The 14,437-nt window shown below is 73.6% G+C and carries 12 protein-coding genes; 5 read left to right on the plus strand and 7 right to left on the minus strand.

Features of this window, described 5'->3' with window-relative positions:
- Positions 1 to 7 precede the first annotated feature (7 nt).
- Positions 8 to 1,429 (minus strand): glycoside hydrolase family 26 protein, encoded by a 1,422-nt coding sequence (locus OG802_RS12530; RefSeq protein WP_329410063.1) that lies wholly within the window; start codon positions 1,427 to 1,429, stop codon positions 8 to 10.
- 161 nt (positions 1,430 to 1,590) lie between these two features.
- Here OG802_RS12530 and OG802_RS12535 point away from each other — a divergent pair, with 161 nt between their 5' ends.
- Both OG802_RS12535 and OG802_RS12540 read left to right on the plus strand, forming a co-directional pair.
- The gene (locus tag OG802_RS12535; RefSeq protein ID WP_329410065.1) at positions 1,591 to 2,931 is read left to right on the plus strand and encodes a carboxylate--amine ligase; all 1,341 of its coding nucleotides are present in this window, start codon (positions 1,591 to 1,593) and stop codon (positions 2,929 to 2,931) included.
- Positions 2,931 to 4,175, plus strand: coding sequence for an FAD-dependent oxidoreductase (locus tag OG802_RS12540; protein ID WP_329417030.1), 1,245 nt, complete (start codon positions 2,931 to 2,933; stop codon positions 4,173 to 4,175). The genes OG802_RS12535 and OG802_RS12540 overlap by 1 nt, the downstream gene beginning before the upstream one ends.
- Positions 4,176 to 4,227: 52 nt before the next feature.
- On the opposite strand, the gene OG802_RS12545 is transcribed toward OG802_RS12540, so the two are convergent.
- The 3 genes from OG802_RS12545 to OG802_RS12555 all read right to left on the minus strand — a co-directional run bounded on the left by OG802_RS12545 (position 4,228) and on the right by OG802_RS12555 (position 6,825).
- On the minus strand, positions 4,228 to 5,727 hold the full coding sequence (locus OG802_RS12545) for a chaplin family protein (RefSeq protein WP_329417031.1): 1,500 nt from the start codon (positions 5,725 to 5,727) through the stop codon (positions 4,228 to 4,230).
- A 131-nt stretch (positions 5,728 to 5,858) separates the two neighbouring features.
- Positions 5,859 to 6,086, minus strand: a complete 228-nt coding sequence (locus OG802_RS12550; RefSeq protein ID WP_329410067.1) for a chaplin — start codon at positions 6,084 to 6,086, stop codon at positions 5,859 to 5,861.
- 325 nt (positions 6,087 to 6,411) lie between these two features.
- Entirely contained in the window at positions 6,412 to 6,825 is a 414-nt protein-coding gene (locus OG802_RS12555) for a rodlin (RefSeq protein ID WP_329410069.1), read from the minus strand.
- Between the two features lie 230 nt (positions 6,826 to 7,055).
- Between OG802_RS12555 and OG802_RS12560 the strand changes: the two genes are divergently transcribed.
- From OG802_RS12560 to OG802_RS12570, 3 genes are all read left to right on the plus strand, one after another.
- Entirely contained in the window at positions 7,056 to 7,466 is a 411-nt protein-coding gene (locus OG802_RS12560; RefSeq protein ID WP_329410071.1) for a rodlin, read from the plus strand.
- 105 nt (positions 7,467 to 7,571) lie between these two features.
- Positions 7,572 to 8,603: an LCP family protein gene (locus tag OG802_RS12565; protein WP_329410073.1), complete on the plus strand. Its 1,032-nt coding sequence runs from the start codon at positions 7,572 to 7,574 to the stop codon at positions 8,601 to 8,603.
- Positions 8,604 to 8,730: 127 nt separating this feature from the next.
- On the plus strand, positions 8,731 to 9,138 hold the full coding sequence (locus tag OG802_RS12570; protein WP_329410075.1) for a rodlin: 408 nt from the start codon (positions 8,731 to 8,733) through the stop codon (positions 9,136 to 9,138).
- A 166-nt stretch (positions 9,139 to 9,304) separates the two neighbouring features.
- Here OG802_RS12570 and OG802_RS12575 read toward each other — a convergent pair whose 3' ends face one another.
- The 3 genes from OG802_RS12575 to OG802_RS12585 form a co-directional block, all read right to left on the minus strand.
- Complete coding sequence (locus OG802_RS12575) at positions 9,305 to 10,159, minus strand: ABC transporter permease (protein ID WP_329410077.1); 855 nt, start codon at positions 10,157 to 10,159, stop codon at positions 9,305 to 9,307.
- The gene (locus OG802_RS12580; protein ID WP_329410079.1) at positions 10,156 to 12,813 is read right to left on the minus strand and encodes an alpha/beta fold hydrolase; all 2,658 of its coding nucleotides are present in this window, start codon (positions 12,811 to 12,813) and stop codon (positions 10,156 to 10,158) included. The genes OG802_RS12575 and OG802_RS12580 overlap by 4 nt, the downstream gene beginning before the upstream one ends.
- 119 nt (positions 12,814 to 12,932) lie before the next feature.
- Positions 12,933 to 14,330, minus strand: coding sequence for an APC family permease (locus OG802_RS12585; RefSeq protein WP_329410081.1), 1,398 nt, complete (start codon positions 14,328 to 14,330; stop codon positions 12,933 to 12,935).
- Positions 14,331 to 14,437: the final 107 nt, after the last annotated feature.

Here is a 14,437-nt window from a genome sequence, read left to right on the forward strand (position 1 = left end):
CCGCGGTTCATCCCTTGCCCGGCAACCAGTCCAGGCGGAAGCAGAGCTTGCCGCCGAGCCAGTACTCGACCCAGTCGCCGAGGTCCATCGGCGTGCAGTCGGCCGGGGGTTCGCCGGTCGGGTCGGTGGTGGGAGGCTGCGGGACCGTCGGTTCCACGGAGGGTTCCTGGGAGGGCGCCGGGGTCGTCGGCGGCGTGCTCGGCCCGTCGAGGCGGCCGGACAGCAGCGAGCGGTAGACCTCGGACGCGCGGGGGTTCTGCCGGCACTGCCACACGCCGTGCGGGCAGTAGTCGGTCAGCGTGTTGTACAGCGGCCTGTGCTCGTCCATCCAGGCGATCATGCGCCGCATGTACTCGGCGTTGTCACCGTTGCGGAAGAGTCCCCATTCGGGATAGGAAATGGGCTTGCCGTGGGCTTTGGCGAAATCCACGTGCGCCTGGAGTCCGTACGGTTCTTTCACCTGCTCGTCGAAGGACAGGCCGGTCGGCTGATCGTAGGAGTCCATTCCCAGGATGTCGACGGTGTCGTCCCCGGGATAGCACTCGGTCCAGGGAACGGCATCCTTGCCGCGGGTCGGCGTGAAGTCGAACCGGAATCTCTGGCCCGGCACCGAACGCATCGTCGAGACGATCCTGTTCCAGTACTTCTTCCAGGCCTCCGGGTCCGGCCCGCAGCGATGGGTGTACGTGATGCCGTTCATCTCCCAGCCCAGCACGATCACCGTGTCCGGCACCTTCAGCGCGACCAGCCTGCGGGCGAGCGCCCTGAAGTGGTGATCGAAGTCCCCGGCCGCGCCCTGCCGCAGCAGCCGGCGCACCTCGGCGTCGGAGACGCCCTCCTCGTTGCGCTCCATCATGGGCACGTTGAGGACGAGCATCCGGTCGTCCTGCTCCAGCCGCCAGTCGGCCCACACGTCGAGGAAGCCGGGCGGGCCCTCGATGTTGTGCCAGCGGTCGCCCGGCAGGTAGGTGTGGCCGACGCGCAGCTTCGAGCCGCCCAGCCATTCGCTGAGCTCGGCGATCCGGGCCACGCCCCGGGCGCCGTAGTCGAGGTAGGCGCCGAAGGCGGGGGCCGGCCCGGCGGCCGCGCCGGACGGGGACGGGGACGGGGACGCGGACCCGTCGGACGGGGCGGGTGCGGCGGACGCGCCGGACGGGACAGGTGCGGCGGACTCTCCGGACGCGTCCGGACTCTGACTCGGCGTCACCGGTGCGGCCGGCGGGGCCGGCGTGACGCCCGGCGTGGGGACGGCCGGGTCGGGTGCGGCGGGCGCCGGAGCGGTCGGGGTGGGAGCGGGAGGATCGGCGACCCGCACCACCCCCGCGCCCGCGGCGAATCCGGGTCCGGACGCCAGGACGGCGGATGCCGCGACCGCCGCCGCGACGACGGCCAGCCTGCGGGACCGTGCGCGTCGCTGTTGTGGAGCCATGCCTGCTCCTTTCTCCACTTTCGCGTAACGCGCACTGCCCGCGCATTACTGACACTCAGTCATATGAAAGTCATACGAAAAGGAATCACGCCACCGCCGTTAGGGCTTTCGAGTTTCTCGATCGCCCGTTCCGGTGAAACGAGCCGAAGGAAAACGACCACATGCCCCAGTCGCCCCTCGACCCCCGCGTCCCCGCCGTCCTCCTGCGGATCGACCGGAATCCCTTTCACCACGGCACGCTGGGCGCCGTGCGCTCGCTCGGCCGGGCCGGAGTCGACGTGCACGTCGTCGCCGACTCGACGGGAAGCCCCGTACGCGCCTCCCGGTTCGTGACCGGGCTGCACCCCCCGCCGCCGCCCAGCGCCGCCCCCGCCGACATCGCCGCCGCCCTGCTGCGGGTCGCCGCCCGCGTCGAACGGCCCGCCGTGCTGATCCCGATGGACGACGCGGGCGCCGTCGCCGTGAGCGCGCTGCGCGCCGAACTGACGCCCGCCTACCTGCTCCCCCCGCAACCGCGCCATGTGCCCGCACTCGTCGCCGACAAGGCCGAACTGGCCGGACTGTGCGCGGCGGCGGACGTGCCGCACCCGGTCACCCTGATCCCCGAGAGCGCCTCCCAGGCCGCCTCCGCCGCCTGGCGCCTCGGCCTGCCGGTGGTCGCCAAGTGGAGCCGCCCCTGGCTGCTGCCCGCGGGCTCGGGACTGCGCAGCACGGTCGTGGTGCGCTCCACCCAGGAGGCCCGCGACCTCTACCTGCGCACCGACGAAGCGGGCAGCAGGCTGCTGTTGCAGACGTTCCTGCCGCCGGGCCCGGACCGCGACTGGTTCTTCCACGGCTACGCCGACCGCTCCGGCACGCTCGCCGCCGGCGGCCCCGGCCGCAAGCTGTGCGCCTGGCCGCGCGGGGCGGGTCTGACGGCGGTGGGCGAGTGGACCGACAACCCGCAGGTGGAGGCGCAGGCCGAGCGGCTCACCGACAGCCTCGGCTACCGGGGCGTCCTCGACCTCGACTTCCGCCGCTGCGGCAGCACCGGCGCCTACCACCTGCTCGACTTCAACCCCCGCCCCGGCGCCCAGTTCCGGCTCTTCGCCGACGCCGCCGGCCTCGACGTCGTCCGCGCCCAGCACCTCGACCTGACCCACCGTCCGCTGCCGCCGCGGACGCCGCAGCCCGGCCGGGCGTTCGTCGTGGAGAACTACGCGCCGCTCGCCGCGCTGCGCACCCCGCGCCACAACCGCGAGCTGGCCTGGCACGCGCACGACGACACCGCACCCGGCCGCGCCCTGTGGGGCCTGTGGGGCTCCCACGTCGCCCGCCGGCTGCTGGACCGGCTCCCCCGGCCGGGCGCGGCGCGCGTGAGCGGCGACCTGCCCCGCGTGGTCCGCCAGTCGCCGCCGCCCGCGCCGTCCCTGACCGGCCTGCCGGGCCTGCCGGACGCGGACGGCGCCCCGGACGCGGCCCCGGCCGAACCGACCGACGACGAGAGAGCGAGCAGATGCTGATGTACGACCTGCTGGTGGTGGGCGCGGGCCCGTACGGCCTGTCCATCGCCTCCCACGCCGCGGACGCGGGGCTGAGCCTGCGCGTCTTCGGCCGGCCGATGGCCTCCTGGCGCGACAACATGCCGGCCGGGATGTTCCTGAAGTCCGAGCCGTGGGCCTCCAACCTCTCCGACCCGGCGGGCCGTTGGCGACTCGACGCGTACTGCGCGACCCGCGGCACGGCGGCACGCCACGGACAGCCGATCCCGGTGGAGATGTTCGCCGGGTACGGGCTGTGGTTCGCCCGCAACGCCGTCCCCGAGGTGGACGAGCGCACGGTGACCCGGATCGCCGCCCGGCCCGGCTTCTTCGAGGCGGTCACCGAGGACGGCGAGACGGTGCGGGCCAGGACGGTCGCCCTCGCCGTCGGCGTCCTGCCGTTCACCGAGATCCCCGCCGCCCTGCGCGCCCTGCCCCGCGACCTCGTCACGCACAGCAGCCACCACGGCGATCTCGAACGGTTCCGCGGCCGGGACGTCACGGTGATCGGCGGCGGCCAGGCCGCCCTGGAGACGGCCGCGCTCCTCGCCGAACAGGGCACCCGCGTCCGGGTCCTGGCCCGCGCCGGCCGGCTGGGCTGGAACGACGTACCGCCGCCCTGGGAACGGCCGTGGTGGCGGTCGGCCCGCTCGCCGCACAGCGGCCTCGGCTGCGGCTGGCGCAACTGGTTCTACGCCGAACGCCCCGGCCTGTACCGCAGGCTGCCGGAGCCGACCCGGGCGCGGATCGCGGCGACGGCGCTCGGACCGGCCGGCGCGTGGTGGGTGCGCGACCGCGTGGAGGGCTCCGTGGAGGTGCTCCTCGGCCACGAGGTGACGGCGGCGCGGGCGGTGCCGGGCGGGGTGCGGCTGGAGGTGACCGGCTCGGGCCGCGTCGAGACCGAGCACGTGATCGCGGCCACCGGCTTCCGGGCGACCCGCGACCGGCTCGGTCTGCTCGCCCCCGCACTGCGCGACTCGCTGGCCGTGGTGGCCGACGGCTCCCCCGAGGTCGGCCGGGACTTCGAGTCGTCCCACCCCGGCCTGTTCCTGGCCGGCCTGGTGACGGCGGCGGGATTCGGTCCGGCGATGCGCTTCGTCCACGGCGCGACGTTCACGGCGGGGACCCTCGTGCGCGGAGTGCGGCGCAGGCTGCGCACCGGGCTGCCGGACGCGGCGATCCCGGCGCCGGGCCGGCGCGGGGCGGCACAGGCCGTACGGGGCTGAGGCGGGACGGCGCGAGGGTGCCGGACGCGGGAGCGTGCGGCACCCTCGGCGTTCAGCGCCGCGAGGCGCCCTTGCCCCGCCGGTACAGGACGGCGCCGCCCGCGATGAGCGCGGCGCTCACCCCAGAAGCGGCCAGCAGCGCCGCGCTGTCGCTTCCGGTGTGCGGCAGCTGCGGCCGGTCGTGCCCGCCGCCACCGCCGCCGCCGTACGGAGGCGTGGTGTGCCCGCCCCCGGGCGGTGTGCTGTGCCCGCCCCCGGACGGAGGCGAGCTGTGACCCCCGTGCGGGGGCGGTGTCGAGTGCCCGCCACCGGGCGGGGACGAATGACCGCCGCCGGGAGGACTGCTGTGCCCACCACCGGGCGGGGACGAGTGACCGCCGCCGGGAGGACTGCTGTGGCCACTGCCGGGCGGGGACGAGTGACCGCCGCCGGGAGGACTGCTGTGGCCACCGCCGGGAGGAGACGAATGCCCACCTCCCGGCGGACTGCTGTGCCCACCACCGGGCGGACTGCTGTGCCCACCCCCCGGAGGAGACGAGTGCCCGCCACCGGGCGGACTGCTGTGACCACCACCGGGAGGAGACGAATGCCCACCTCCCGGCGGACTGCTGTGCCCACCACCGGGCGGACTGCTGTGCCCACCCCCCGGAGGAGACGAGTGCCCGCCACCGGGCGGACTGCTGTGACCACCACCGGGAGGAGACGAGTGACCCCCACCGGGCGGACTGCTGTGACCACCACCGGGCGGGGACGAGTGACCGCCGCCGGGAGGGCTGCTGTGACCGCCACCGGGCGGGGACGAGTGACCGCCGCCGGGAGGAGTCGAGTGGCCCCCACTGGGCGGAGACGAATGTCCACCTCCCGGCGGACTGCTGTGCCCACTACCCGGAGGAGACGAGTGACCGCCACCGGGCGGGCTGCTGTGGCCGCCGCCGGGAGGCATCGAGTGGCCACCACCGGGCGGACTGCTGTGCCCACCACCGGGAGGCATCGAGTGGCCACCACCGGGCGGACTGCTGTGCCCACCACCAGGAGGCATCGAGTGGCCGCCGCCCGGCGTGCCGTGGCCCCCGCCGCCGCACGTGTCGCCGTAGCCTCCGCAGTCCTCCTCCGGCCCGTTGTTCCCGTACCCGGAGTCGCCGTAACCGGAGTCGCCGTCGCCGGAGTCCCCGTACCCGGAGTCCCCGTACCCGGAGTCGCCGTAACCCGAGTCGCCGTAACCGGAGTCCCCGTCGTCGGAGTCCCCGTAGCCGGAGTCCTCCTGACCCGGGCCTCCGTAGCCGGAGTCGTCGTCGGCGGGTGCGGTGCGGGCGCTGCGCCGGTGGGCGGCCGAGGCGTCGGCGCAGTCGGCGCCGAACGCGGGGGCGAGCGCCGCGACGGCGTCGACCGTGTTGCCGCAGGCGTTGGCCGGGGCGTGCGCCGGCGCCTGACCGTGGTTGCCCGAGAGGACTCCGGGCGCTTGCGCGGCGGCCCCCTCGGCCTGCGAGTCGGCGAGGGCGTACCCGCCCCCGCACAGGGACAGAATGCTCGTCGCGGCGGCTGCCGCGACCATTCCCCTGCTCAGGGTCTGTCGCAATTCCGTTGTCTTCCTGCTCGGAGAAGTGGGAAAGGCCGGCCCTGGACCACGCGGAGTCGTCCAGGGCCGGCCTCGGACCGGCCGTCAGCGGCCGGCGTGACGCGGCGTCAGTCGTTGACGCAGATGTTGCCCGCGGCCGGGTTCAGCAGCCCGATCACGTTGATCGAGTTGCCGCACACGTTGACCGGGATGTGGATCGGAACCTGGACGACGTTGCCCGACAGGAACCCGGGCGAGCCGACGGCCACGCCGTTGGCACCGGCGTCGGCGAAGGCGGGGGCGGCCCCACCCAGGGCCAGGACCAGACCCGCGACAACAGCAGCGCACTTCTTCATGAGTTTCCCTTCTCTGCGGTCATGCCCAGATGACGGTCGAAACCGAGCGAGCGCAACCGGAAGGGCTCGCACCATGACTCGCAGGCTGCAAACGACAGATAGACGGGCGAAGAAACCCGGGAACACGCGGCGCGCGGGAATTCACTCGAACGCATTCATATGATCGGCGGGTCGGGCGCATCAGCGAGGAAACGGTTCACCCGGACGGCGGGACAGCTCACGGACAACTCCCGGAGCACCGGCCGGAATCGGGGTGCGAAAAACACGTCCGCCGCACGGCCGCCGGATGAGGGACGGACCGTGCGGCGGGCGGCGCCGGGGGACGTCAGCCGTTGGCCGCGCCGTTGCCCGAGAGGGCGGAGATGTCGTCCAGGATGTGCGACAGCGGCTCGTCGCCCTTGGCCTGGGTGCTGTTCTCGGCGCACTGCTGGTTCTGCGGGGCGGACAGGACGGGGATGTCCTGGACGCCGATGTTCGCGAGGACGGCGACGAGCGACTGCACGTCGGCCTTGACCGGCAGGCCCACGCAGAGCTTGTTGGCGGTGCCCTGGACCAGGGTCGCCTGGGGGCTCATGTCGCCCTTGGTCACCGAGTTGCCGAACGCCTCGTGCGCCCCGTTGCCGCTGGCGGAGGTGGTGCCCGCGTCGTCCCCGATGGCAAGCGCCTGGGGGGCGGCAGCCGCCGACACTCCGATGACGGAAGCGGCGACCGCAGCCGCGGCCATTGCCTTCTTCAGCATTTCGCTATTCCTTTCCCTGTCCTGAGCTCCGGGCCAGGACCATGTGCCTGCCACCGAACCAACCGGAAGTCCCGGGTTTGGTTGCGGCACGTCACCCGATCGATTTCGCCGACACGCCCGGCCACGTTCACTCCGATGGGCCATCGGAGTGAAGCCGGAGAACCAAAACACGGATCGTGGGTTAACCAGAACGCTCCGGTGGACGGGGTTTTCACGAAAGGGACTTACAAGTGATCAAGAAGGTACTGGCCACCGCCGCGGTCGCCGCCTCCGTCGTCGGCGCTTCCGCCGTCGCAGCGGCTCCGGCCCTCGCCATCGGCAACGACAGCGGGACGACCTCCGCCAGCGGCAACGGCGCGAGCCAGTCGTTCGGCAACTCGGCCACCTTCGGCAACATGAGCCCGCAGATGGCGCTCGTCCAGGGCTCCCTCAACAAGCCCTGCATCGGCCTGCCGGCGAAGGCCAACGTGCAGTCGATCCTCGCGCTCGTCAACGTCGGCGTGCAGGACATCCCGATCCTGTCGGCGCCGCAGAACCAGCAGTGCGTCGAGAACAGCACCCAGGCCAAGGGCGACGAGCCGCTGTCGCACATCCTGGACGACATCTCCGCCCTCTCGGGCAACGGTGCCGCCAACCACTGAGTCCGACGTGGTGAACGGGTTCTTTTCCTGAGCCCCGGGGTGGATTCTCCGCCCGGACAGCGGGCCGCCGGATCATCGGCGGCCCGCTGTTCTAACGTGCGGCGCGTGACGGTGAAGAGAAACCCTTGGCCCCGCCGCCTGGCGATTCCCGGAGTCGTCCTCGCCTGCACGGGGGCGCTGCTCGGCGTCTCCGGGCCGCCCGGCGAGGAACACGCCCCGCGTGCGATGAACATCCTGCTGATGGGAACCGACGAACGGGACACCATCAGCGAAGCCGAGAAGCAGCGGTTCCATGCCGGCGGCCGGCCCTGCGGCTGCACGGACGTCCTGATGCTGATCCATCTGTCGGCCCACCGGGACCGCGTCAGCGTGATCGGCATGCCCCGCGACTCCGCCGCGCAGATCCCGCCCTACCGCGAGGGGCCGGACGCCAGGGAGCGCCCGCCGCATCCGGCGAAGCTCAACACGGCCTTCCAGGAGGGCGGCCCGGAGCTCGCCGTGGCGACCGTGGAGTCGATGACCGGGGTGAACGTCGACCGGTTCGTGCAGGTCGACTTCCGGCGCTTCATGGACACGGTGAACGAGGCCGGCGGCGTCGAGGTGTGCACGCCCCGACGGCTTCACGACTCCGCGACCGCGCTGGACCTCGCGCCCGGAAAGCACCGGCTCGACGGCGGCCGGTCCCTGCAGTACGTCCGGTCACGGCACGTCGACTCCAGCGCCGACCTCGGCCGCATCCAGCGCCAGCAGCGGTTCCTGGTGCAGGCCTGGCGCGGGCTGCAGATGCGCGACCTGCTGCGCGACCCGGGGCGTGCGCTGCACCTGGTGCGCACGCTGCTCGGGTCCGGTCCGCAGGGCTTCTCCGTCAACGAACTCGTCCAGGAGGCGGTCGCGCTGCGCGGTCTGCCCGCCTCGGCCACGGAGTTCACCACGGTGCCGATCAGCGGGTTCGCCCCGGCGTCCCTGGGCATCGGCGCGGCGCTGACCTGGGACGAGCACAAGGCGGACGAGCTCTTCGCGAAGGTGCGCAGGGACCAGCCGCTGGTCTCCGAGGGCGACGACCCGCGGCCCGCCGATCCCCCGACCGTGCTCGGCAGCACGGTGCCGGTGCGCGGGAGCGCGTACGCGTGCACCTGAGGGGCGTGCGTCCGCCGTGCCCGGCGCGCTGGGCCGATCGGGGCACAGCACGCAACCCCGGGCGGGTTGCGGGCGTTGTCGATCACGCAGCTCCTCCCCCGGAGTCCGCCTTTCGAAGGGAACGAACATGAAGAAGCTGTGGGCATCCGCGGCACTCGCCGCCTCGGTCGCCGGCCTCGCGGCCGTCACCGCCCCGCAGGCGCTGGCCATCGGCGACGACAGCGGCACCACGTCGGCCAGCGGCAACGGCGCCTCGTCGGAGTTCGGCAACTCGGCCACCTTCGGCGACATGAGCCCGCAGCTCTCGCTGGTCCAGGGTTCGCTGAACAAGCCGTGCGTCGGTCTGCCGGTGAAGGCGAACGTGCAGTCGCTCGTCGCGCTCCTCAACGTCGGCGTCCAGGACATCCCGATCCTGTCCGCGCCGCAGAACCAGCAGTGCGTCGAGAACAGCACCCAGGCCAAGGGCGACGAGCCGCTCTCGCACATCCTGGACGACATCTCGGTCCTCGCGGGCAACGGCGCCGGCAACGGCTGAGCCACACCCCGACGTTCCGCGACGGCGGGTCACCGGTTCTCCGGTGGCCCGCCGTTTCGCGTGCCGTGCGGGCGCTGGACTCGCCGTCGGGACGGGCCGGCGCCGCGCAGGTCGATGTCGGTGCGGGAGGCCAGGTCGGGGCGCCGCCGGGCCGGGCGGGGCCGCGTCAGGACACCACGTCCTTGCGGGCGAAGCCGCGGAAGGCGAGGGCGAACAGGACCAGGGCGTAGGTCACGGAGACGGCGGCGCCCTGGATCATGCCGGACCACTCGGGGGTGGGCTGGACCGCGTCGGCCCAGGCGAACTGCCAGTGCGCGGGCAGGAAGTCGCGCCAGTCGCCGAGGGCGGTGACGGCGTCCAGCACGTTGCCGACGATGGTCAGGCCGACCGCGCCGCCGACCGCGCCGAGCGGGGCGTCCGTCCTGGTCGACAGCCAGAACGCCAGTCCCGCGGTGACCAGTTGCGAGACGAAGACGTAGCCGACGACGACCACCAGCCGCTGGGCCGCGGCGCCCGGGGCGAGCGCGCCGCCGGTGGGCAGTTCCAGCGGGCCCCAGCCGTAGGCCGCGGAGCCGACGGCGAGGGCGACGACCGGCAGCAGGACCATCGCGGCCAGGCTGAGGCCGAGGCCCACGACGAGCTTGGACCACAAGAGGCGGGCCCGGGGCACGGGCGCGGCGAGGAGGTAGCGCAGGGAGGACCAGCCGGCCTCCGAGGCGACCGTGTCCCCGCAGAACAGGGCGACCGGGATGACGAGCAGGAAGCCGGCGGAGACGAACAGGTTGACGGCGGCGAAGTTGGCGCCGGACGCCGTCGCCGTGTCCATCAGGGTCACCTGGCCGTTGCGGCCGCCGGGCTCGCCGCCGATGGCGAAGGCGACGAGCAGCACGAACGGCAGGACGGCGAGGATGCCGCCCATGACCAGCGTGCGGCGGCGCTTGAGCTGGCGGACCAGCTCGACGCGCAGCGGCAGGGTGCGCGACGCCCGGTAGCCGGAGGCGACCTCGGTGAGGGTGCTCATGCGGGACCTCCGATCAGGGTGAGGAAGGCGTCCTCCAGGCGGCGGTGCGGGCCGACCGAGGTCACCGGCACGTCGAGCCGCACGAGGTCGGCGATCAGGCGGCGGGCGGTGCCGTCGGCGTCCAGGCGGACCAGCAGGCCGTCGTCGGCGCGCAGCGCGGAGGCCACCCCGGGCAGGGCGGCGATCTTCTCGACGACCGGCTCGTCCACGGGGGCGGCGGTGCCGACGAGGAGGGTGTCCCCGGAGCCGACGATCTCGGCGACCGGGCCCGTCTGGACGAGCTTCCCGCGGTCCATCACCACGAGGTGCGTGCAGGACTGCTCGACCTCGGACAGCAGGTGGCTGGAGACGATGACCGTGCGGCCGGCCGCCGCGTAGCGGATCATCACCTCGCGCATCTCGCGGATCTGCGGCGGGTCGAGGCCGTTGGTGGGCTCGTCGAGGATGAGCAGGTCAGGCAGGCCGAGCATGGCCTGGGCGATGGCCAGGCGCTGGCGCATGCCCTGGGAGTAGGTGCGCACCGCGCGGGCCAGGGCGTCGCCGAGGCCGGCGATCTCCAGGGCCTCGTCGAGGTGGGCGTCCCCCGCGGGGCGGCCGGTGGCCCGCCAGTACAGCTCCAGGTTCTCCCGGCCGGTCAGGTGCGGCAGGAAGCCGGCGCCCTCGACGAAGGAGCCGACGCGGGACAGGACGGGCGCGCCGGGACGGATCGCGTGGCCGAAGACGCGGACCTCGCCGCCGTCGGGCGTGATCAGTCCCATCAGCATGCGCAGGGTCGTCGTCTTGCCGGCGCCGTTCGGGCCGAGGAGTCCGAGGACCTGCCCCCTCTCGACGCGGAAGGACACGTCGCGCACGCTGTAGCGGTCGCCGCTCGCGTACTTCTTGCTCAGACCGGTGATCTGGAGGGGGACGTCGGCGAGCGCGGGGTCGGGGGCCGGGCCCGCGGTGCGGCGGCGGGCGGACAGGAGCAGGGCGAGCGCGAGTGCCGCGCCGGTGAGGGGGAGCCACCACACCCAGGACGGCAGCGGGGCGGCGGCCGTGGTCACGGCCGGCGCGGTGGGGACCGACAGGTCGCTCTTCACGGAGACGGTGTACGTCGCCGGGGCGGTCGGGGAGGCGTAGCCGAGGTCGGTGGAGGCGAGGACCAGGCGCAGCCGGTGGCCCTCCTCGACCTTGTGGTCGATCGCCGGGAGGGTGATCGTGACGTCCTTGCCTTTCCCGGCGTCCTCGACGCGGACCGGGCTGACGAGCTGGGAGGGCAGCACCTGGGCGCCCCGGCCGCCGCCGACGTCGTAGACCTTGGCGAAGAGGACGGCGGTGGCGGACGTCGACCTCACGTGGACGGTGACCGTCGGGGAGCCGGTGATCCGCAGGTCGCCGGTGACCGGGGCGGAGTCGAAGGCGGCGTACTGGCCGGGGAAGTCGAGGGAGAGGCCGACGCCGAGGGAGGAGAGCCGGGCGAGGCCGCCGCCGCCGAGGCCGGGCAGGGCGGAGACGGCGGGCGGGGTGGCGCCGGGCGGGTTGGCGAAGGACTGCTCCTCGCGGCGGCCGGTGAGCGGGAAGGAGCGCTCGTGGTCGCTCAGGCCGGGGTAGCGGTCGGCGCTCGCGCCCCGGAGCTGTGCGGCGCCGTCGGTGGAGTCGACGCCTCCGGTGCGGGTGACGCGGAAGGCGGGGCCGGTGCCGGCGGACCGGTCGCCCTTGAGGTAGCGGTCGAACCAGGCGTTCACCCGGGCCTGGACGCGGCGGGCCTCCATGTCGCCGCCGTCGTGGCCGCCGGCGATCCAGTCGACGGCGACGGGCGCGCCGTTCGCGCGGATCGCCTTCTCGGCCGCGTCGGACTGGGCGAGGGTGAAGAGGGAGTCGGTCTGCCCTTGCAGAAAGAGGGTGGGCACCTTGATGCGGTCGGCGACGGCGGACGGCGAGCGCGCTTCGAGGAGCCGGCGGGCGGCGGCGTCCGGGGCGCCGGACTCGGCGACGCGCGCGTACATCGCCGCCAGCGCGGGGGTGAAGCGGGCGGTCCCGCCGCCGGTGTTGAAGAAGACCCCGGCCCACAGCTTCTTGAACACGCCGTCGGGGAACAGGGCGTCCGTGAGGTTCCAGTAGGTGATCGCGGGGGCGATGGCGTCGACGCGGTGGTCGTACCCGGCGGCCAGCAGGGAGACCGCGCCGCCGTAGGAGGCGCCGGCGACGCCCACGCGCGGGTCGCCGGGCTTGTCGAGCTGCACCTCGGGGCGCTTCGCGAGCCAGTCGATCAGCCGGGAGACGTCGGCGACCTCGCCCTTCGGGTCGTTCAGCCCGATCTTGCCGGTGGACCTGCCGAAGCCGCGCGCCGACCAGGTCAGCACGGCGTATCCGTCGCGGGCGAGTTTCTCGGCCTGCGGCCTGACGTCGTCCTTGCTGCCTCCGAAACCGTGCGCGAGGAGCACGGCGGGGCGCCGGCCGGGGCCGCCGGAGGTGAAGTAGGAGGTGTCCAGGCGTACGCCGTCCACCGTCATGACCCGGTCGGCGCCGTGCACGGCGGGCGGGTCGCCGCCGGCGGCGACGGCCGTCCAGGTACCGGCGCCGGCGAGTACGACGACGGCGGCCACGGCGGAGACGATCCGTCGTGGCCGTCGGGGCCGCCGTGGTCCTCGCAGACCGGGCAGTCGAAGATCCATGCTTCAACCGTACGGGGTCGGCTCGGTGGCGAGAGGGCGACCGTGGGCCGAATCCGCCGCCCTCCCGGCGGCGTACACGGCGCTCCCCGTGTACCGCGGACGCGGTATGCCGGCGGGGTTCAGGAGCGGGCGTCCTCGGGGAGGGACACCAGCCAGCGGGTCGCGCGGCGCGGGCGGAGGTAGAGGGCCCAGTAGAGGGTGGCGACGGCGGTGATGCCGCCGGTCCACAGCAGGTAGCTCGTCTCCTGCCGGGTCAGGACGTAGCCGAGGACGGCGATCAGCAGGACCGGCAGGACCGGCCACAGGGGCATGCGCCAGGCGGCGGTGTGCCGGTGGTGGCCGCGGCGGGAGAGCAGCGCGGCGACGGCGACCAGCAGGTACATCCCGGTCACCGAGACGCCGGTGACGCCGTAGAGGGTGTCCAGGTTCACGAAGCAGAGCAGCGCGCCGGGGACGCCGACGGCCAGGGTGGCCACCCAGGGGGAGCCGAAGCGGCCGAGCTTGGCGAAGACGTCGTTGACGGGCTGCGGCCAGGCCTTGTCGCGGGCGGAGGCGAACAGGACCCGGGAGTTCTGGATGACCATGACGATGCCGGCGTTGATGATCGCGAGCGCCACGCAGAGGCTGACGAAGGCGCCGACGGCCGAGTTGGACCAGGCGGTGACCATGGAGCCGATGTCGCCGCCGGTGAGCTGGGAGAGGTCGGAGGCGCCGAAGGTGATGGCGACGACCGGGACCAGGATGATCACCGTGGAGATGGCGAGGGTGGCCAGGACGGTGCGGGCGACGTTGCGGCGCGGGTGCTCCAGCTCCTCGGAGAGGTAGACGGCGGTCGAGAAGCCCTGGGTGACGAAGAGGGCGATGGCCAGGCCGGAGACGACCAGCATGCCGGTCACCGTGTCGGTGCGGCCGTGCGCGCCGGCCACCTGCATCGAGACGAGGCTGCCCGCGCCGCGGTGGCCGTGGGCGAAGCCCAGCACGGCGACGACGGCGGCCGCGATGACCTCCAGGACCAGGAAGACGCCGGTGATCCAGGCGTTGGCGCGCAGGTCGAGCAGACCGGCGAGGGTGGCGAGCAGCATGACGCCGGCGCCCGCGAGGGCGGGGTCCAGATGGACGAGGGGGGCGAGGTAGTCGGCCGTGCCCATGGCGATGACCGGCGGGACGATCATCACGACGAGCAGGGACAGGACGAAGACCAGCCAGCCGGCGAGCCGTCCGGCCAGCGTGGACACCATGGCGTACTCGCCGCCCGCGCTGGGGATGAGGGTGCCCAGCTCCGAGTAGCAGAACGCCACGGCGACGCAGAGCAGCGAGCCGATCGCGATGGTGAGGGCGGTCGCGGTGCCGAGGGAGCCGAACAGGTCCGGGACGACGACGAACAGGGTGGAGGCGGGGGTGACGCAGGAGAGGGTCAGAAGAGTGCCGCCGACGACTCCGATGGAGCGCTTGAGCGTCTGGGGGCTGTCGGGCGCCTGAGGGAGGGCGGTCTCGACAGGGCGGAGCGTGTCGGTCATGCGGCGGTTCCGATCGACTCGTGCGGCGGGTGAGGGGCGGGAGCGCTATCGCCTCCGGCGGTTTGGTCGTACGTCGTTCGTCCGCTCCCGGCGGCTGCATGGAATCC

This window comes from Streptomyces sp. NBC_00704 (assembly GCF_036226605.1).
Classification (GTDB): domain Bacteria; phylum Actinomycetota; class Actinomycetes; order Streptomycetales; family Streptomycetaceae; genus Streptomyces.